We start from the raw sequence: 17,965 nt of genomic DNA, 5'->3' as shown, positions 1-17,965 counted from the left end.
GCGTGTCCGACCCCGGTGCAGTGCCCCTGGTCAGCGGTGCCGACGTCGAGGCGGCCGCCGCGCTGCTGGACGGCGTCGTCCGCCGCACCCCGCTGGAGCACTCCCGCGCGCTGGGTGAGCGGGTCGGCGGACCGGTGTGGCTCAAGTGCGAGAACCTGCAGCGCACCGGGTCGTTCAAGATCCGCGGCGCCTACACCCGGATCGCCCGGCTGACCCCCGAGGAGCGCGCCCGCGGAGTCGTGGCGGCCAGCGCCGGCAACCACGCGCAGGGCGTCGCCCTCGCCGCCCGCGAGCTCGGCGCCGCGGCCACCGTCTTCATGCCGGAGAGCGCGCCGCTGCCCAAGGTCGCCGCCACCCGCGGCTACGGCGCGGACGCCCGGCTGGGTGGGGCGACGCTCACCGAGGCGCTGCTGTCCGCGATCGAGTTCGCGGCGGCGACAGGCAAGGTCCTCATCCACCCCTTCGACCACCCCGACGTCATCGCCGGGCAGGGCACCGTCGGGCTGGAGCTGCTCGAGCAGTGCCCCGACGTGGCCACCGTCGTCGTCTGCACCGGCGGGGGAGGGCTGGTGTCCGGCATCGCCGCGGCGGTCAAGGCCCGCCGTCCCGACGTCCGGGTCGTCGCGGTCCAGGCCGCCACCGCCGCCGCCTTCCCCGCCTCCCTCGCCGCGGGCCGGCCGGTGCCGCTGGCGACGATGGCGACGATGGCCGACGGCATCGCCGTCGCCGCGCCCGGCGACCTGACCCTGGCGCACGTGGCCGGGCTGGTCGACGAGGTCCGCACGGTCACCGAGGGCGACCTGTCCCGGGCGCTGCTGTTCTGCCTGGAGCGGGCCAAGCTGGTGGTCGAGCCGGCTGGCGTCGCCGCGGTCGCCGCGCTGCTGGCCGACCCGGGGGCCTTCCGCGCGCCGGTGGTCGCGGTCGTCTCCGGCGGAAACATCGACCCGGTGCTGATGATGAAGGTCGTCCAGCACGGCATGGCCGCCGCCGGGCGCTACCTCTCGCTGCGGGTGCAGGTGCCCGACCGGCCGGGCTCGCTGGCCGCCCTGCTGCGCGAGCTGGCCGGCCTCTCGGCCAACGTGCTGTCGGTCGAGCACGAGCGGACGACGGCCCGGCTGGACCTCGGTGAGGTCGAGGTGGGCGTGCACCTGGAGACCCGCGGGCCCGACCACGAGCGCGACGTGCTCGGCGCCCTGGCCGCGGCCGGCTACGCCCCACGGGTCGACTGACGCAGCGGTGCCCGCGCCCCCGGAGGGGACGCGGGCACCGGGGCCGACCAGGGGGTCAGCGGGCGACGGCTGCCTCCGGCGCAGCGGCGGCCCGCTCGTCCTCCGGCGCCGCGGCCCCGTGGCCGTCGTCGAGCATCGTGGTCTCGTCGAACGGGCGGTCGCCGGCGAGCACGGCCTTCATCTGCTCCCGGTCCAGCTCCTTGGTCCAGGTGGCCACCAGCATGCAGGCGATGGCGTTGCCGGAGAAGTTGGTGACCGCGCGGGCCTCGGACATGAACCGGTCGATGCCGACGATCAGGCCGACGCCGTCCAGCAGCTCGGGGCGGTGCGAGGAGAGCCCACCGGCGAGGGTGGCCAGGCCCGCCCCGGAGACGCCGGCCGCGCCCTTCGAGGCGATGATCATGAAGACCAGCAGGCTGATCTGCTCGCCGATGCTCAGCGGGTCGCCCAGCGCCTCGGCGATGAACAGCGAGGCCATCGTCAGGTAGATCGCCGTCCCGTCGAGGTTGAACGAGTACCCGGTCGGCACCACGATCCCGGCGACGGGCTTGCTCACCCCGATGTGCTCCATCTTGGCGATGAGCCGGGGCAGCGCGGTCTCCGAGGAGGACGAGGAGACGATCAGCAGGTACTCGCGGCCCAGGTACTTGAGGAACGAGAAGACGTTGATCCCCACGACCGCCCGGAGGATCGCGCCGAGGAAGACGAACACGAAGACGGCGCAGGTGGCGTAGAAGCCGAGCATCAGGATGCCGAGGCTCTTCAGCGCGTCGATCCCGGTGGCCCCGACGACGGCGGCGATGGCCCCGAACGCGCCGATGGGGGCGACCCACATGATCATCGCGAGGATGCGGAAGACCAGCCGCTGCAGGTGGCCGATGCCGGTCAGGATCGGGGCACCGGCGCTGCCCATGGCCTGCAGCGCGAAGCCGACCAGCAGCGCGATCAGCAGGGCCTGCAGCACCGAGCCCGAGGTGAGCGAGGACAGCAGGGTGGTCGGGATCAGCGACAGGATGAACCCGGTGGTGCCCTCGGGTGCGGTCTCCTCGGCCTCGGCCAGCAGCTCCTCACCGGCGCCACGGACCTGCTCGGTCAGCTCCAGGCCCTCGCCGGGGTGCAGCACGTTGCCGACGACGAGGCCGATGGCCAGCGCGACCGTCGACATCGCGATGAAGTAGCCCAGCGCCAGCCCGCCGATCCGGCCGACCTGCGCCGCCCGCCGGATCGCCCCGATGCCCAGCACGATGGTGCAGAAGATGACCGGCGCGATGATCATGCGGATCAGCCCGACGAACGCCGTGCCCAGCCACTTGAGCTCGACGGCGAAGTCGGGGAAGGCCAGGCCGACGGCGATGCCGAGGACCACGGCGACGATCACCGCGATGTAGAGCCAGTGGGTGCGGTCGCGCCGGCCGGACGGTGCCGGGCGCGCAGAGGGTGCCGTGGGGGCGGCCATGACTGCTCCTGTGGAGTCGGTGGCTGGCGGCTGGGGACCGCCGGGGACGCCGCCGGGGGACGGCGACGGTTGCACTGTGCGCCGCAGTGGTGACCGGGGTCACTGATTCGTTCATTGCGTTCGGCGGTGGTCACCACCCGTCCGTGCGACGCCGGTGCCCGCCCACCCGGGCGCCGGGGCACACTCGGCCGGTGCGCACCCCCTCGGCGCTGGTGCGGCGCCGCGATCCCGGCAGCCTGGCCCGGCAACTGCTGCTGCTCCAGGGGCTGGTCGTGCTGGTCGTCGTCCTGGGGCTCGGGTGGGTCGCCTGGCGCCAGGCGGGCGCCGCGGTCGAGAGCCGGGCGACCACCGAGGCGCGCAGCACCGCCGAGGCGATCGCCGACTCCCCGCTGGTCCGGGACGCCGTCGTGGGCGCCGACCCCACCACGGTGCTGCAGCCCTACGTCGAGCAGGTCCGGGCCGACACCGGCATCTCCTTCATCACCGTGCTGGCCCCCGACCGCACCCGGTTCACCCACCCCGACCCGGCCGAGATCGGCCGGCCCTTCCTGGGCACCATCGAGCCGGCGCTGGCCGGGCGGACCTTCACCGAGACCTACAGCGGCACGCTGGGGCCGTCGGTGCGCGCCGTCGCCCCGGTCTTCGCCACCGGCAGCTCCACCGAGGTCGTCGCCCTGGTCAGCGTGGGCATCACCGTGGCGGCGATCGGCGACGACGTCACCGCCGCGCTGCCCGGCCTGCTCGTCGCCGTGCTGGCCGTGCTCGCCGTCGGCGTCCTGGGCAGCTGGGCGATCAGCCGGCGGCTGCACCGGCAGACCCACGGCCTGGGCGCCGTCCCGCTGGTGCGGATGCTGGAGTACTACGACGCCGTGCTGCACGCCGTCCGCGAGGGCCTGCTGCTGCTCGACGGCGACGGGCGGGTGCAGCTGGTCAACGACGAGGCCCGCCGGTTGCTGGAGCTGGACGCCGACGTCACCGGCCGGCACGTCAGCGAGTTGGGCCTGTCCGCGGAGCTCGCCGCCACCCTCGCCGACCAGCGGCCGGCCACCGACGAGGTGCACGTCAGCGGCTCGCGGGTGCTGGTGGTCAACCAGGCGCCGGCCCGGCCCGGCGGGAGCTCGGTGGGCACGGTGGTCACCCTGCGCGACCACACCGACCTGCAGGCGCTGACCGGCGAGCTGGACAGCGTGCGGTCGTTCGCGGAGTCGCTGCGCGCCCAGGCGCACGAGGCCGCCAACCGGCTGCACACCACCGTGTCGCTGGTCGAGCTGGGCCGCGGCGCCGAGGCCGTCGAGTTCGCCACCGCCGAGCTCGCCCAGGCCCAGCAGCTCACCGACCGGGTGGTGGCCGCGGTCGGCGAGCCGGTGCTCGCAGCGCTCCTGCTCGGCAAGGCGGCGACCGCCCACGAGCGGGGCGTGGCGCTGGAGATCGACCCGGAGACCGCCGTGGGGGCCACCGGGATCCCGGGCGGTGACCTGGTGACCATCGTCGGCAACCTGCTGGACAACGCGATCGACGCGGCGCTGCTCGGCGACCCGCCGCGCGAGGTGCAGCTGGCCCTCTGGGTCGTCGACGAGCGGCTGCACGTGCGCGTCGAGGACACCGGCCCCGGCGTCAGCGACCCCGACCGGGTCTTCGAGCGCGGCTGGACGACGAAGGAGTCGGCTGCCCCGCGGGGTCTGGGCCGCGGACTGGGGCTGGCGCTGGTCGCCCAGGCGGTCCGGCGCAACGGGGGCACGGTGACGGTCCGGCCGGGGCCCGGCGGGCTGTTCGAGGTGTCGCTGCCGGTCCGGGCGCCGGCCGGGACGCCCCGGTGAGCGACCTGCGGGTGCTGGTGGTCGAGGACGAGCCGGTCGCCGCCGACGCCCACCGCGCCTACGTCGACCGGACGCCGGGCTTCGCGGTGGTCGCGGTCGCCGGAACCGGCGCGGCGGCCTGGGAGGCGCTGGCCCGGCACCGGGTCGACCTGGTGCTGCTGGACATGAACCTGCCCGACACCCACGGCATCGAGCTGTGCCGGCGGCTGCGGGCGTCGGGGCGGGACGTCGACGTGCTGGCGGTCACCTCGGCGCGGGAGCTGACCACGGTCCGCGCGGCGGCCGCCCACGGCGTCGTCGGCTACCTGCTGAAGCCGTTCAGCCAGGCGGCGCTGCGCGACCGGCTGACCGCCTACGTCGACTACCGCGCCCAGCTGCGCGCCGGGGGTGACGTCGCCGGGCAGGACGCCGTCGACCGGGTGCTGGAGGCCGCCCGCCCGGTGCGGCCGGCGCCGCTGCCGAAGGGACTGGCCCGGGAGACCCTGGACGCCGTCGTCACCGCCGTGCGGGCCGCCACCCGCGCCGACGCCGGGCTGTCCGCGGCCGAGACGGCCGAGCTGATCGGCGCCTCCCGGATCACCGCCCGCCGCTACCTCGAGCACCTGGCCGACACCGGGGTGGTCGCCCGCACCCCGCGCTACGGCGGCACGGGGCGGCCGGAGCTGGAGTACCGGTGGCGGTGAGGGCCGACCGATGAGTTCCCCGGCCGGCGCCGGTCTGGACCGTGGACCGCCGCGACGGCGGTCGGCACCGCGCGTCGTCGGAGGAGTGCACATGGGACGGACCTGCCGGGTCACCGGAAATGGACGCGAGAACTGTCGTAGGACCGGCTTAGCGTGCGCGGCATGACCAACGCCGTCGTCGTCGAGGGGCTCGTCAAGCGCTTCGGGGAGAACACCGCGCTCGGTGGGGTCGACCTCACCGTGTCCGAGGGCACCGTCCTCGGGCTGCTGGGGCCCAATGGCGCCGGCAAGACCACCGTCGTCCGGATCCTGAGCACGCTGCTGAAGCCCGACGCGGGGCGGGCGGAGGTCGCCGGGCTCGACGTCGCCACCCAGGCCGACCAGGTGCGCGCCACGATCGGGCTCACCGGCCAGTACGCCGCGGTCGACGAGTACCTGACCGGTTCCGAGAACCTGGAGATGGTCGGGCGGCTCTACCGGCTGGGCAAGCGGGAGTCCCGGCTGCGCGCCGGCCAGCTGCTGGAGCGCTTCGACCTCACCGACGCGGCCAACCGGCCGGCGAAGACCTACTCCGGCGGCATGCGCCGCCGGCTGGACATCGCCGCCTCGCTGATCGCCCGGCCCAAGGTGCTCTTCCTCGACGAGCCGACCACCGGGCTCGACCCGCGCAGCCGGCTGGGCATGTGGGAGTTCATCGCCGACCTGGTCCACGACGGGACGACGATCCTGCTCACCACCCAGTACCTGGAGGAGGCCGACCGGCTGGCCGACCGGATGGTCGTCATCGACAAGGGCGAGGTCATCGCCCGGGGCACCGCCGACGAGCTGAAGGCCCAGGTCGGTGGCGAGCGCCTGGAGCTCACCGTCCGCACCGTCGAGCAGCTCGCCGTCGTCACCGACGTGCTGCGCCCGCTGTCCCAGGGCGAGGTGCACGCCGACCAGCAGACCCGGCGGCTGTCGGTGCCGGTCACCGGCGGCACCGACACGCTCGCCGAGGCGCTGCGCCGGCTGGCCGGCGTCGACGTCGACGTGCTGGACATCGGGCTGCGCCGGCCCGACCTGGACGACGTGTTCCTCACCCTCACCGGGCACGCCGCGGAGGACGCCCCGCCCTCCGACGACGCCGCGCCCGCCACCACCGTCAGCGCTGGAGCCTCCCGATGAGCACCCTGGCCGAGACCGTCTCCGACAGCGTCGTCATCACCCGGCGCAACCTGATCAAGGTCAAGCGGGTGCCCGACCTGATCGTCTTCGCCACGCTGTCGCCGATCATGTTCGTGGTGCTGTTCCGCTACGTCTTCGGCGGCGCGATCAACCTGCCGCCGGGCATCACGTACGCGGAGTTCCTGCTGCCCGGGATCTTCGCCCAGACGGTGGTCTTCGGCTCCACCATCACCGGCGCGAGCATCGCCGACGACCTGCAGAAGGGCCTCATCGACCGGTTCCGGTCGCTGCCGATGTCCCGCTCGGCGGTGCTCATCGGCCGCACGGTCGCCGACCTCGGGCTCAACCTGATCTCGATCGTCGTCATGGCGGTGACCGGGCTGCTGGTCGGCTGGCGGATCAACTCCTCCGTCGTGGAGGCCATCGGCGGCTTCGTGATCCTGCTGGTGTTCGCGTACGCGATCTCCTGGCTGATGGCGATGGTCGGGCTGCTGGTCCGCACGCCCGAGGTGGTCAACAACGCCAGCTTCATCGTGATCTTCCCGATCACCTTCGTCGCCAACACGTTCGTGCCGCTGGAGAGCTTCCCGGCGGTGCTGCGCGGGTTCGCCGAGTGGAACCCGGTGTCGACGGTCACCCAGGCCGCCCGCGAGCTGTTCGGCAACATCCCGGCCGGGATGCCCGAGCCCGACGCCTGGTCGCTGCAGAACCCGGTGCTCTACACGCTGCTGTGGGCCGTGGCGATCCTGGCGGTCTTCGTGCCGCTGTCGGTGCGGGCCTACCTGCGCACGGCCAGCCGCTGAGGAAGGACCCCTCTGCCCCCCACCGCTCGCGAGCTCGCGGCGGGCCCCTGCAGAGGGGCCGGAAGGGCTGACGGCGCGGCCGGTGGACGGGCCGTCGGGTGCGGGGCGGGGCGGCGGGTGAGGATGGAGGGGATGACCGCCTCACCCGCCTCCGCGCCCCTGTCCGCGTCGAACCCGCTGGCGGCGCCGTCGCAGCTGCCCTACCAGCTGCCGCCGTTCGCCGAGATCACCCCGGAGCACGTCCGCGAGGCGCTGTTCGCCGGCATGGCCGAGCACCGCGCGGAGATCGCCGCGGTGATCGCCGACCCGGCCGAGCCCACCTTCGACAACACCGTGGTCGCCCTGGAACTCTCCGGGCAGCTGCTGGCCCGCGCCGAGCGGGTCTTCTACAACCTGACCTCGGCGGTCTCCAGCCCCCGGGTCCGGGAGATCGAGCGGGAGTTCGCCCCGCTGGCCGCCGCCCACGAGGACGCGCTGCGGCTGGACCCGGCGCTGTTCGCCCGGGTCGACGCCGTGCACGCCGCCCGGCACGACGCCGGGCTCGACGAGGAGCAGGTGCGGCTGGTCGAGCGCTACCACCTCGACTTCGTGCTGGCCGGCGCCGGGCTCGACGAGCCCGGCCGCGAGCAGCTGCGCGAGCTGAACCAGCGGCTGGCCGAGCTGAGCACCACCTTCGACCAGAACCTGCAGCTGGCCACCGAGGCCGCTGCCGTGGTGGTCGACGACGCCGCCGAGCTCGACGGCCTGTCCGACGCGGAGATCGCCGCCGCGGCCGGGGCAGCAGCCGAGCGCGGCCGCCCCGGCTCCCACCTGCTCACCCTGGTGCTGCCCAGCGGCCAGCCGGCGCTGGCCAAGCTGCGGAACCGCGCGCTGCGCCGCCGGCTGTACGAGGCCTCGGTGACCCGGGCGTCGGCCGGCGAGCACGACAACGGCCCGGTCGCCGCGGAGATGGCCCACCTGCGCGCGGTGCGCGCCCGGCTGCTCGGGTTCGACACCCACGCCGACCTCATCGCCGCCGACCAGACCGCCCGGACGTCGGCCGCGGTCGACGCCCTGCTGGGCGAGCTGGTCGCCCCCGCGGTCGCCAACGCGCGGTCGGAGGCGGAGGTGCTCGGCGAGCTCGCCGCCGCCGACGGCGTCGAGCTGGCCGCCTGGGACTGGGCGTTCTACTCCGAGCGCGTGCGGGCCGAGCGCTACGCCGTCGACAGCACCGCGCTGCGCCCGTGGTTCGAGCTGGACCGGGTGCTCGTCGACGGCGTCTTCCGCGCCGCCGAGCTGCTCTACGGGTACACCTTCACCCCGCGCCCGGACCTGGTCGGCTTCCACCCCGACACCCGGGTCTGGGAGGTCGCCGGTCCCGACGGCCAGCCGGTCGGGCTCTACCTCGGCGACTTCTACGCCCGCGAGGGGAAGCGCGGTGGGGCGTGGATGAGCGCGTTCGTCACCCAGTCGCGGCTGTTGGGCACCCAGCCGGTGGTCTTCAACAACCTCAACGTCAACCGCCCGGCGGCCGGGCAGCCCACCCTGCTGACGCTGTCGGAGGTCACCACGCTGTTCCACGAGTTCGGGCACGCGCTGCACGGGCTGTTCTCCGACGTCACCTACCCGCGCTTCTCCGGCACCGCCGTGCCGCGCGACTTCGTCGAGTTCCCCAGCCAGGTGAACGAGATGTGGGCGCTGTGGCCGGAGATCGTCACCCACTACGCCACACACGTCGAGACCGGCGAGCCCCTCCCCACCGAGGCGGTGCAGGCGATCGAGGCGGCCTCGCTGTGGGGCGAGGGCTTCGCGACCCTGGAGTACCTGGCCGCGACGCTGCTCGACCAGGCCTGGCACCGGATCGGGCCGGACACCGTGGTCGACGACCCGCAGGCGTTCGAGGCGCGGGCGCTGGGGGCGGCCGGGGTGGCCTCCGACCTGGTGCCGCCGCGCTACCGGACGACGTACTTCCAGCACGTCTTCGCCGGTGGCTACTCGGCCGGCTACTACTCCTACATCTGGTCGGAGGTGCTGGACGCCGACACCGTGGAGTGGTTCAAGGAGAACGGCGGCCTGAACCGGGCCAACGGCGACGTCTTCCGCAGCCGGCTGCTGTCCCGGGGCGGCTCGGTCGACGCGCTGGGCGCGTTCCGCGCGGTGCGCGGCCGGGACGCCGACACCGGCCCGCTGCTCCGCCGTCGCGGTCTGGCCCCGGCCGCCTGAGCCGCGGTGCGACGAGGGCGGCTGCCCGGCCGGCCGCCCTCGTCGCACGCCGACCGCCCGCAGTGCACGGGCTGCAGCACGGGCAGTGCGCACGCAACGCGTGCACTGCGGGCGGACGGCGGTGCCCTCAGACGGGCGGTGCGGTCGGACGGGAGCTGTGGCGGTCGGGTTCGAGCGCCGGCCTCAGAGCCAGGGGAGCTCGAGCACCAGGTCCAGGTCGTCGGGGGCCGCGCCGTCCCGCACCAGCCGGTTGGGCTGGCGGTGGCCGCACTGCGTGCAGCGGTGCACCACCTGCCAGCCCTTGCCGGACTTCTCCACCAGGCCGATCGGTTCCATCAGCGCCCGGCACTCGCTGGCCCGGTCGCCGGGCAGCTCGTCGACGTGCAGCGACCACAGGCACCACGGGCAGTGGTTGCGGTAGTGGCCGTCGGTGTTCGCGGGGACGAGCGTGGCGCAGTGCCCGCAGACGAAGTCGGTGTTCTCCGCCCGCCGGCCCCGCGCCCGCCCGCCGTCGGTCGTGCTGGTCATGCGGTCGATCAGGGCACGAACGGTTCGACGGCCAGGACCTTGACCGAGATCTCCTTGCCGTTCGGAGCCGTGTAGGTGACCGTCGCGCCCGGCGCGGCCCCGACGATCGCCGCGCCCAGCGCCGACTCGGGGGAGTAGACGGTGAGCTCGGTGGTGCCGGCGATCTCGCGGGAGCCGAGGAGGAACTTCTCGGTGTCGTCCTCGTCGCCGTCGAAGGCGATGGTGATGACGGTGCCGAGCGCGGCGTTGGTCGCCGTCGTCGGCGCGGCGCCGACCCGGGCCTTGCGCAGCAGGTCGGTGAGCTGCCGGATCCGGCCCTCCTGCTTGCCCTGCTCCTCGCGGGCGGCGTGGTAACCGCCGTTCTCCTTGAGGTCACCCTCCTCGCGACGGTCGTTGATCTCCTTGGCCATCGCCGGACGGTTCGCGATCAGCTGGTCGAGCTCGGCGCGCAGCCGGTCGTGGGCCTCCTGCGTCAGCCAGACGCCCTGGTCCTGCTGGTCAGTCGGGGTGGACACGGGATCACTCCTGGTGCTCGTCAGCGCGACCCTCCGTCAGGAGGGCCACCGGTGGTCAATCCGGGCAACCTAACACCGCGGAGCACCCTCCCGCAGCGGCCTGCGGAACGGCACCGGGCAGGAACTGGCCGCCCCGGCGTGGCGACCGGCACACCCCCGATGTCCCGGGCGCTGCACCGGCGCCGCCGCAGGAGGGTCACAATGAGCAGGTGACCGAACCGGACCAGTTGCGTCTGCTCGCGGTGCACGCCCACCCCGACGACGAGTCGAGCAAGGGCGCCGCGACCATGGCCAAGTACGTCGCCGAAGGCGTCCGCGTGATGGTGGCCACCTGCACCGGTGGCGAGCGCGGCTCGGTGCTCAACCCCGCGATGGACCGCCCCGAGGTGTGGGAGCGGATGGCGGAGATCCGCACCGAGGAGATGGCCAGGGCGCGCGAGATCCTCGGCGTCGAGCAGGAGTTCCTGGGCTTCGTCGACTCCGGCCTGCCCGAGGGCGACCCGCTGCCGCCGCTGCCCGAGGGCTGCTTCGCGCTGGTGCCGATCGAGGAGGCCGCCGCTCCGCTGGTCGAGCTGATCCGCCGGTTCAAGCCGCAGGTGATGACCACCTACGACGAGCGCGGCGGCTACCCGCACCCCGACCACATCAAGACCCACGACATCTCCGTGTACGCCTTCGAGGCGGCGGGCGACCCGGAGCGCTACCCCGACCTGGGCGAGCCCTGGCAGGTGAGCAAGCTCTACTACCACATGAGCTTCACCCTGCCCCGGACGAAGGCGCTGCACGAGGCGGTGCTGGCGACCGGTGCCGAGTCGCCCTACACCGAGTGGCTGGCCGACTGGGACGCGGAGAAGGACATCTCCCACCGGGTCACCACCCAGGTGCCGTGCGCGGAGTACTTCGCGGTGCGCGATGCAGCGCTCATCGCGCACGCCACCCAGATCGACCCGACCGGCCGCTGGTTCTCGGTGCCGCTGGACGTGCAGAGCAACGCCTGGCCGACCGAGGACTACGAGCTGGCCCGCTCGCTCGTCGACTCGACCACGCCCGAGGACGACCTGTTCGCCGGCATCCGCAGCTCGGCGGAGGTCTCGTGACCGGCGCCCTGGTGCTGCTCGCCGCCGAGCAGCCGCAGCTGCCCGAGGACGTCGGCAAGTCCGGCCCGCTGGGGCTGCTGCTGATCGTCGTCCTGCTGATCGCGGTGATCTTCCTGGGCCGGTCGATGGGCCGGCACCTGAAGCGGGTGCCGGTGAGCTTCGACCCGGCCGACCAGGTGCCCGACACCCCGGCCGAGCTCGTGCCCACCCCGGTCCGCGACCCGGGCGAGGAGCTGCTGGACACCCTGCGGCGTGCGCCGCTGGCGATCGAGCCGCCCCGCCGGGACGACGACGGCCGGCCGGGCCCGCAGGCCTGACCGACCGCACCCGTCGGCGCCGGGGCGACGGCGGGGGATGACCCGCAGGAGGGGCCGGCCGCCGCGTCCTGAGCGCGCGGACGCCGTCCGGGCCCCATGATCACCGGGTGGCCACCGAGCGCAGCACGCGCGACCCCGAGAAGCGCGAGCCCCCGCGGCCCCTGGGGCGCTTCGGCACCCGGGCGCTGGAGCTCGCGGAGAACGTCGTCTACGCGGGCATCGCGGTGTTCCTGGTGGTCAGCGCCCTGCTGCTGCTCGGCGTGGCCGCGAAGACCAGCTGGGGCCTGATCGGCGACTTCTCGACCACCCCGGTGCTCGAGGTGCTCGACGTCCTGCTGCTGGTCTTCATCGTCGTCGAGCTGCTGTTCGCCGTGCGCACCACCGTCGAGCGCCGCGAGCTCGTCGCCGAGCCCTTCCTGCTGGTCGGCATCATCGCCTCGATCAAGGAGATCGTCGTCCTCTCCGTCGAGGCCGCGGGCGTCATCGGCAAGGGTGCGGAGTTCGACGACCGGATCACCGAGATCGCGGTGCTCGGCGTCCTCGTCGTGCTCCTCGGCGGCACCGCCTGGGCGCTGCGGGTCAAGGAGCGGGAGCCGGACGAGGGGAGCTGACGCCCCGCACCGGGTAGGGGGGTGCCGTGCCGAACCGACTCGCGACCGCCACCTCGCCCTACCTGCTCCAGCACGCCGACAACCCGGTCGACTGGCGGGAGTGGGGCGCCGACGCGTTCGCCGAGGCCCGCGAGCGCGACGTGCCGGTGCTGGTGAGCGTGGGCTACGCGGCCTGCCACTGGTGCCACGTGATGGCGCACGAGTCGTTCGAGGACGAGGCGACGGCGGCGCAGCTCAACGCCGGGTTCGTCTGCGTGAAGGTCGACCGCGAGGAGCGCCCGGACGTCGACAGCGTCTACATGGCCGCCACCCAGGCGCTGACCGGCGCGGGCGGCTGGCCGATGACGGTGTTCACCACGCCCGACGGGGCGCCGTTCTACTGCGGCACCTACTTCCCGCCCCGCCCGCACCCGGGCATGCCGTCCTTCCGGCAGGTGCTCGACGCGGTCAGCGACGCCTGGGTGCACCGCCGGGCCGAGCTCGAGGCGGCCGGCGGGGACATCGTCGAGGGGATCTCCAGCCGGCTGGACCTGGGGGCGCCCAGCCCGCTGTCGGTCGACCTGCTCGACCGCGCGGTCGGTGCCTTGGCCGAACGGCACGACCGGCAGCTCGGCGGCTTCGGTGGCGCCCCGAAGTTCCCGCCGTCGATGGTGCTGGAGTTCCTGCTCCGCGCGCACGCCCGCCGGGGCGACGCCAACACCCTGGGCATGGCGGTGACGACGGCGGAGGCGATGGCCCGGGGTGGCATCTACGACCAGCTGGCCGGCGGCTTCGCCCGGTACTCCGTGGACGCCGGCTGGGTGGTGCCGCACTTCGAGAAGATGCTCTACGACAACGCGCTGCTGCTGCGGACCTACTCGCACCTGTGGCGCACCACCGGCGCCGGCTGGGCCCGCCGGGTCGCCGACGAGACCGCCGGCTTCCTGCTGCGCGACCTCGGCACCCCCGAGGGCGGGCTGGCCTCCGCGCTGGACGCCGACACCGACGGCGTCGAGGGGCTGACCTACGCCTGGACGCCGGACCAGCTGTGCGAGGTGCTCGGGGACGACGACGGCGCCTGGGCCGCGGAGGTGTTCACCGTGACCCCCGAGGGCACGTTCGAGCACGGCAGCTCGACCCTGCAGCTGCGCCGCGACCCCGACGACACCGAGCGGCTGGCCCGGGTGCGGGCCGCGCTCACGCAGGCGCGGGCGCGGCGGCCGCAGCCGGCCCGCGACGACAAGGTGGTGACCGCCTGGAACGGCCTGGCGATCGCGGCGCTGGCCGACCACGGGGCGCTGACCGGCGACGACGACCTGGTGGCCGCCGCGGTGCGGACCGCCGAGCTGCTGCACGGCACGCACTGGGTCGGCGGGCGGCTGCGCCGGGCCTCCCGCGACGGGGCGGCGGGGGCGCACGCCGGCGTGCTCGAGGACTACGGCGACCTCGCCGAGGGGTTGCTCGCCCTGCACGCCGCCACCGCCGACCCCCGCTGGCTGAGCTGGGCCGGTGAGCTGCTGGACGTCGTCACCGACCAGTTCGTCGACGCCGACGGCACCTGGCACGACACCGCCGCGGACGCCGAGGCGCTGGTGCACCGGCCGTTCGACCCCGCCGACGGCCCCACCCCGGCGGGCATCGCCGCGGCCGCCGGGGCGCTCGTGGGGTACGCGGCGCTCGCCGGCTCGCCCGAGCACCGGGCGCGCGGTGAGGAGGCGCTGGCGTCCCTCGCCCGGCTGGTCGAGCACGCCCCGCAGGCCGCCGGGTGGGCGGCCGCGGTGGGGGAGGCGCTGGTCGCCGGCCCGCTCGAGGTGGCGGTGAGCGGTCCGGCCGGGCCGGCCCGCGACGCGCTCGCCCGGGCCGCCCGCTCGTCGACCAGCCCGGGCGCCGTCGTGGTGGTGGGGGAGCCCGGGGCGCCCGGCGTCCCGCTGCTGGCCGACCGGCCGCTGGTCGGCGGCGCCCCGGCGGCCTACGTCTGCCGCGGCTTCGTCTGCTCCGCGCCGGTGACCGAGGTGTCCGCTCTGAGCGCAGCGATGACCCAGCCTGCGGATTGATTACACGATTACAGTGGTGCACCTCAGGTCGTCGTCCCGAGGAGGACACCGTGCACGCACACCACCGCTTCCCACCCGAGGGCTTCCCCGGCCGGGGTCGCGCCCGCGGCCGCGCCGCTGACGCCCCGCCGCCCGTCGAGCGCGCCGAGGTCGCCGGCTGGTTCGCCGGCCGGTTGCCCGACGAGTGGTTCACCGGCCCGGTCGAGCTCGTCATCGACCGCGACGAGATCACCGTCATCGGCGCCGTCCCGGAGCCCGACGCCGGTGACGGCGACCCGGTGGCCGCCCGGGCCGGCCGGATCGCCCGGTTCCGCGAGCAGACCCGCACCCAGCGGATGGCGATCGCCGACGCGGCGCAGGAGCGCTACGGCCGGTCGGTCGCCTGGGGCGCCAGCTGCGGGGGCGAGCGCGAGCTCTTCACCACGCTGTCGGTGCCGGTGATGACCCGGCTGCGGCAGCCCGAGCGGCTCGTCCTGGACACCCTGGTCGACGCCGGGGTCGCCCGGTCCCGCTCCGAGGCGCTGGCTTGGGCGGTCCGCCTGGTCGGGCAGCACACCGACGACTGGCTCACCCAGCTGCGCGAGGCGATGGCCGGCGTGGAGCAGGTGCGGGCCCAGGGCCCCCGCGTCGACTGAGGTCTGCCAGGGTGGCGGGGTGACCGCCGTCCCGCTCCTGTGCACCACGTACGGCGAGCTCGCCGGCGTGCTCGGGTCGCTGAGCGCCGAGGAGTCGTTCCAGCCCACCGGGTGTGCCGGCTGGGGCCCGGTCGACCTCGGGTTCCACCTGCTCGGGGACGCCCGCCGGGCGCTGGTCGCGCTGTGCACCCCCGCGCCCGGCCCGGCGGACACCGACGCGGTGAGCTACTGGACCGGGTGGCAGCCGCCCGGCGCCGGCGACGACGAGGAGCTGTGGAGCACCCGGATCGCGGCCAGCACGCAGGGCGGGATCGCCGCGATCGCCGCGCAGTACGCCGAGACGTCAGCAGCCGTCGTGGTGGCCGCCGGGCGGGTGCGCACCGCGGACACGGTGCGCACCCAGGACCGGGTGCTGCGGGTCGGTGACCTGCTCTCCACGCTCGTGGTGGAGGCCGCCGTGCACCACCTCGACCTGGTCCGCGAGCTGGACCGCCCGGGCCCCTCGGCCGAGCCGCTGGCCGAGGTGCGCCGGGTGCTCGAGGGCCTGCTGGGCGGGTCGCTGCCGGACCGCTGGGACGACGTCACGGCGGCGCTGCGCGGCACCGGCCGGGAGCGGCTGACCGCCTCCGACCGCCTGGAGCTCGGCCCCGGCGCCAGTCGTTTCCCCCTCTTCGGATGATCGGTCGGCCGTCCCGCGGCACCTGGGACACTGGACCGTGTGACCACTGACGTCGAGCCCACCGAGACCGACGTCCTGGTGGTCGGAGCCGGTCCGGCCGGCTCGGCCGCGGCCGCCTGGGCCGCCCGCAGCGGCGTGGGCGTCGTCCTCGCCGACGCCGCCGTGTTCCCCCGCGACAAGACCTGCGGCGACGGCCTCACGCCGCGGGCGATGGGCGAGCTCGACCTGCTGGGCCTCGGCGACTGGGTGCGGTCCAAGGGCCGCAACCGCGGGCTGCGGGCCGCCGGCTTCGGCCAGGAGCTGCTGCTGCCCTGGCCGGGCGGCTCGCTGCCCGACCACGGCGGCGCCGTCCCGCGCACCGAGCTCGATGCCCGGATCCGCGACGTCGCCCTGGAGTCCGGGGCCGCTCCGCTCGAGGGGGCCCGCGCGGTGGACGTCGAGCGGGACGGCGACCGGGTGACCGGCGTGGTGTTCCGCCGTCCCGACGACTCGACCCGCACCGTCCGCTGCCGGCGGCTGGTGGTCGCCGACGGCGCGCGCTCTCCGCTGGGCCGGGTGCTCGGCCGCGAGTGGCACAAGGACACCGCCTACGGGGTCGCGGCCCGCGGCTACATCCGGTCCGGGCGCAGCGACGACGAGTGGATCTCCTCGCACCTGGAGCTGCGCGGGGGCGACGGCGAGCTGCTGTCCGGCTACGGCTGGGTGTTCCCGCTGGGCGACGGGGAGGTCAACGTCGGCGTCGGCACCCTGGCCACCGAGCGCCGCCCGGCCGACGTCCGGCTGCGCAGCCTGCTGGAGCTCTACACCGACCAGCGGCGCGAGGAGTGGCAGCTCGACGGCGCCGTCCGCGCGCCGGCCAGCGCGCTGCTGCCGATGGGCGGGGCGGTCTCCGGGGTCGCCGGGCGCAACTGGGCGCTGGTCGGTGACGCGGCCGGCTGCGTGAACCCGCTCAACGGGGAGGGCATCGACTACGGCCTGGAGACCGGCCGCAGCGTCGTCGAGCTGTTCGACGAGGACGACTGGTCACGGGCCTGGCCGGCCGGCCTGCGCCGGCACTACGGCGAGGCGTTCTCGATCGCCCGGCGGCTGGCCGGGCTGCTCACCGTGCCACGGCTGCTCCCGGCGGCCGGGCCGGTCGGCATGCGCTCCAAGGCGCTGATGACCGTGGCGCTGCGGGTGATGGGCAACCTGGTCACCGACGCCGACCGGGACGTCGTCGCCCGGGTCTGGCGGCTGGCCGGCCGGGCCTCGGTGCGGCTGGACCACCGCGCGCCCTTCAGCTGAGCGGCCCCTCGCAGGGCGAGGGGGTCGTTCGTCAGACGAAGGGCGAGTTGTAGATCGCGAAGTAGACGGCGATGTAGTGGCAGGTCGCCGCCACGATGGTCATCGCGTGGAACACCTCGTGGTAGCCGAAGGTACCCGGCCAGGGGTTCGGCCGCTTGGACGCGTAGGCGATCGCGCCGACGCTGTAGAGCAGGCCACCGACCGCCATCAGAACCAGCACGGTGACGCCGACCAGGTCGAGGATGTCGACCAGCACGAACACCGCCGCCCAGCCCAGCCCGAGGTAGATCGGCACGCCGAGCCAGCGCGGCGCGTGCGGCCAGACCATCTTGAGCGCGATGCCGAGCACGGCGCCGGTCCACACCCCGCCGAGCAGCCACCAGCCGGTCGGCTCGGGCACCGCCAGGAAGGAGAACGGCGTGTAGGTGCCGGCGATGAACAGGAAGATCATCGAGTGGTCGGCGCGCTTCATCAGCGCCCACCCGCGCGGCGACCAGCGGCGCCGGTGGTACAGCGCGCTGACCCCGAACAGCCCCAGGATGGTGAGGCAGTAGACGCTCACCGGGAAGCCCGCGCGCGGGCCCTCGACGAAGGCCAGCGGGATCAGCACCGCCGCGGCCACGATCGAGCCGAAGAACGCGAACAGGTGCAGCCAGCCGCGCATCCGGGGCCGCGAGTCGGGGTGGTCGTAGTCGCGGTCGCCGTAGTCGCTGAGCGCCCACTCGCCCTGCCGGGCGATGCCGTCGACGTGCTCGCCCTCGTCGTGGACGGTGCGCAGCGCCTCGGCCAGCGGGGCCTCGAGCTCTGCGCCGTCGGCACTGACCCGGACGTGGTCCTCGCGGTCTGAGGAGACGGTCATGCGACCGAGGTTACGGAGCCGTAGGTAGCGCGTCATCTCGGACGAGCTGTGAG

General features: G+C 74.7%; 17 protein-coding genes. 13 read left to right on the top strand and 4 right to left on the bottom strand.

Annotated elements, in window-relative coordinates; genetic code table 11:
- Positions 1 to 2: 2 nt before the first annotated feature.
- On the top strand, positions 3 to 1,229 hold the full coding sequence (ilvA, locus tag FHX36_RS11485; protein WP_343056596.1) for a threonine ammonia-lyase: 1,227 nt from the start codon (positions 3 to 5) through the stop codon (positions 1,227 to 1,229).
- A 55-nt stretch (positions 1,230 to 1,284) separates the two neighbouring features.
- Here ilvA and FHX36_RS11480 read toward each other — a convergent pair whose 3' ends face one another.
- Complete coding sequence (locus FHX36_RS11480) at positions 1,285 to 2,685, bottom strand: cation:dicarboxylate symporter family transporter (RefSeq protein WP_183513748.1); 1,401 nt, start codon at positions 2,683 to 2,685, stop codon at positions 1,285 to 1,287.
- A gap of 191 nt (positions 2,686 to 2,876) precedes the next feature.
- Here FHX36_RS11480 and FHX36_RS11475 point away from each other — a divergent pair, with 191 nt between their 5' ends.
- From FHX36_RS11475 to FHX36_RS11455, 5 genes are all read left to right on the top strand, one after another.
- Positions 2,877 to 4,502, top strand: a complete 1,626-nt coding sequence (locus FHX36_RS11475; RefSeq protein WP_220035951.1) for a sensor histidine kinase — start codon at positions 2,877 to 2,879, stop codon at positions 4,500 to 4,502.
- Entirely contained in the window at positions 4,499 to 5,185 is a 687-nt protein-coding gene (locus tag FHX36_RS11470) for a response regulator (protein WP_110552437.1), read from the top strand. The genes FHX36_RS11475 and FHX36_RS11470 overlap by 4 nt, the downstream gene beginning before the upstream one ends.
- 162 nt (positions 5,186 to 5,347) lie before the next feature.
- On the top strand, positions 5,348 to 6,349 hold the full coding sequence (locus FHX36_RS11465) for an ATP-binding cassette domain-containing protein (protein ID WP_110552446.1): 1,002 nt from the start codon (positions 5,348 to 5,350) through the stop codon (positions 6,347 to 6,349).
- The gene (locus FHX36_RS11460; RefSeq protein WP_110552438.1) at positions 6,346 to 7,152 is read left to right on the top strand and encodes an ABC transporter permease; all 807 of its coding nucleotides are present in this window, start codon (positions 6,346 to 6,348) and stop codon (positions 7,150 to 7,152) included. The genes FHX36_RS11465 and FHX36_RS11460 overlap by 4 nt, the downstream gene beginning before the upstream one ends.
- Before the next feature lie 132 nt (positions 7,153 to 7,284).
- A complete protein-coding gene (locus tag FHX36_RS11455) occupies positions 7,285 to 9,354 on the top strand; it encodes a M3 family metallopeptidase (protein ID WP_110552439.1) in 2,070 nt (689 codons plus the stop codon).
- 183 nt (positions 9,355 to 9,537) lie between these two features.
- Here FHX36_RS11455 and FHX36_RS11450 read toward each other — a convergent pair whose 3' ends face one another.
- Both FHX36_RS11450 and greA read right to left on the bottom strand, forming a co-directional pair.
- The gene (locus FHX36_RS11450; RefSeq protein WP_110552440.1) at positions 9,538 to 9,882 is read right to left on the bottom strand and encodes an RNHCP domain-containing protein; all 345 of its coding nucleotides are present in this window, start codon (positions 9,880 to 9,882) and stop codon (positions 9,538 to 9,540) included.
- Positions 9,883 to 9,890: 8 nt separating this feature from the next.
- Positions 9,891 to 10,397, bottom strand: coding sequence for a transcription elongation factor GreA (gene greA, locus FHX36_RS11445; RefSeq protein WP_110552441.1), 507 nt, complete (start codon positions 10,395 to 10,397; stop codon positions 9,891 to 9,893).
- A gap of 209 nt (positions 10,398 to 10,606) precedes the next feature.
- Here greA and mca point away from each other — a divergent pair, with 209 nt between their 5' ends.
- The 7 genes from mca (at position 10,607) to FHX36_RS11410 (ending at position 17,053) form a co-directional block, all read left to right on the top strand.
- Complete coding sequence (gene mca, locus FHX36_RS11440) at positions 10,607 to 11,494, top strand: mycothiol conjugate amidase Mca (protein WP_110552442.1); 888 nt, start codon at positions 10,607 to 10,609, stop codon at positions 11,492 to 11,494.
- On the top strand, positions 11,491 to 11,811 hold the full coding sequence (locus FHX36_RS11435) for a hypothetical protein (RefSeq protein ID WP_110552443.1): 321 nt from the start codon (positions 11,491 to 11,493) through the stop codon (positions 11,809 to 11,811). Before mca ends, FHX36_RS11435 begins: the two co-directional genes overlap by 4 nt.
- Before the next feature lie 107 nt (positions 11,812 to 11,918).
- A complete protein-coding gene (locus FHX36_RS11430; RefSeq protein WP_110552444.1) occupies positions 11,919 to 12,422 on the top strand; it encodes a phosphate-starvation-inducible PsiE family protein in 504 nt (167 codons plus the stop codon).
- Positions 12,423 to 12,448: 26 nt separating this feature from the next.
- The gene (locus FHX36_RS11425; RefSeq protein WP_183513747.1) at positions 12,449 to 14,455 is read left to right on the top strand and encodes a DUF255 domain-containing protein; all 2,007 of its coding nucleotides are present in this window, start codon (positions 12,449 to 12,451) and stop codon (positions 14,453 to 14,455) included.
- 50 nt (positions 14,456 to 14,505) lie between these two features.
- Complete coding sequence (locus FHX36_RS11420; protein ID WP_110552260.1) at positions 14,506 to 15,090, top strand: hypothetical protein; 585 nt, start codon at positions 14,506 to 14,508, stop codon at positions 15,088 to 15,090.
- Positions 15,091 to 15,109: 19 nt separating this feature from the next.
- Positions 15,110 to 15,769 carry a maleylpyruvate isomerase N-terminal domain-containing protein gene (locus tag FHX36_RS11415; protein WP_110552261.1) on the top strand — a complete coding sequence of 220 codons (660 nt, stop codon included), beginning with the start codon at positions 15,110 to 15,112 and terminating at the stop codon, positions 15,767 to 15,769.
- 39 nt (positions 15,770 to 15,808) lie between these two features.
- Positions 15,809 to 17,053: a geranylgeranyl reductase family protein gene (locus FHX36_RS11410; RefSeq protein WP_110552262.1), complete on the top strand. Its 1,245-nt coding sequence runs from the start codon at positions 15,809 to 15,811 to the stop codon at positions 17,051 to 17,053.
- A 31-nt stretch (positions 17,054 to 17,084) separates the two neighbouring features.
- On the opposite strand, the gene trhA is transcribed toward FHX36_RS11410, so the two are convergent.
- Positions 17,085 to 17,912 (bottom strand): PAQR family membrane homeostasis protein TrhA, encoded by an 828-nt coding sequence (gene trhA / locus FHX36_RS11405; protein ID WP_110552263.1) that lies wholly within the window; start codon positions 17,910 to 17,912, stop codon positions 17,085 to 17,087.
- Positions 17,913 to 17,965 lie beyond the last annotated feature (53 nt).

Origin of the sequence: Modestobacter versicolor (assembly GCF_014195485.1) — a bacterium.
Lineage (GTDB): Bacteria > Actinomycetota > Actinomycetes > Mycobacteriales > Geodermatophilaceae > Modestobacter > Modestobacter versicolor.
The sequence above is the reverse complement of the archived record's forward strand: the minus strand, read 5'-3'. Positions and strand labels throughout refer to the sequence as shown.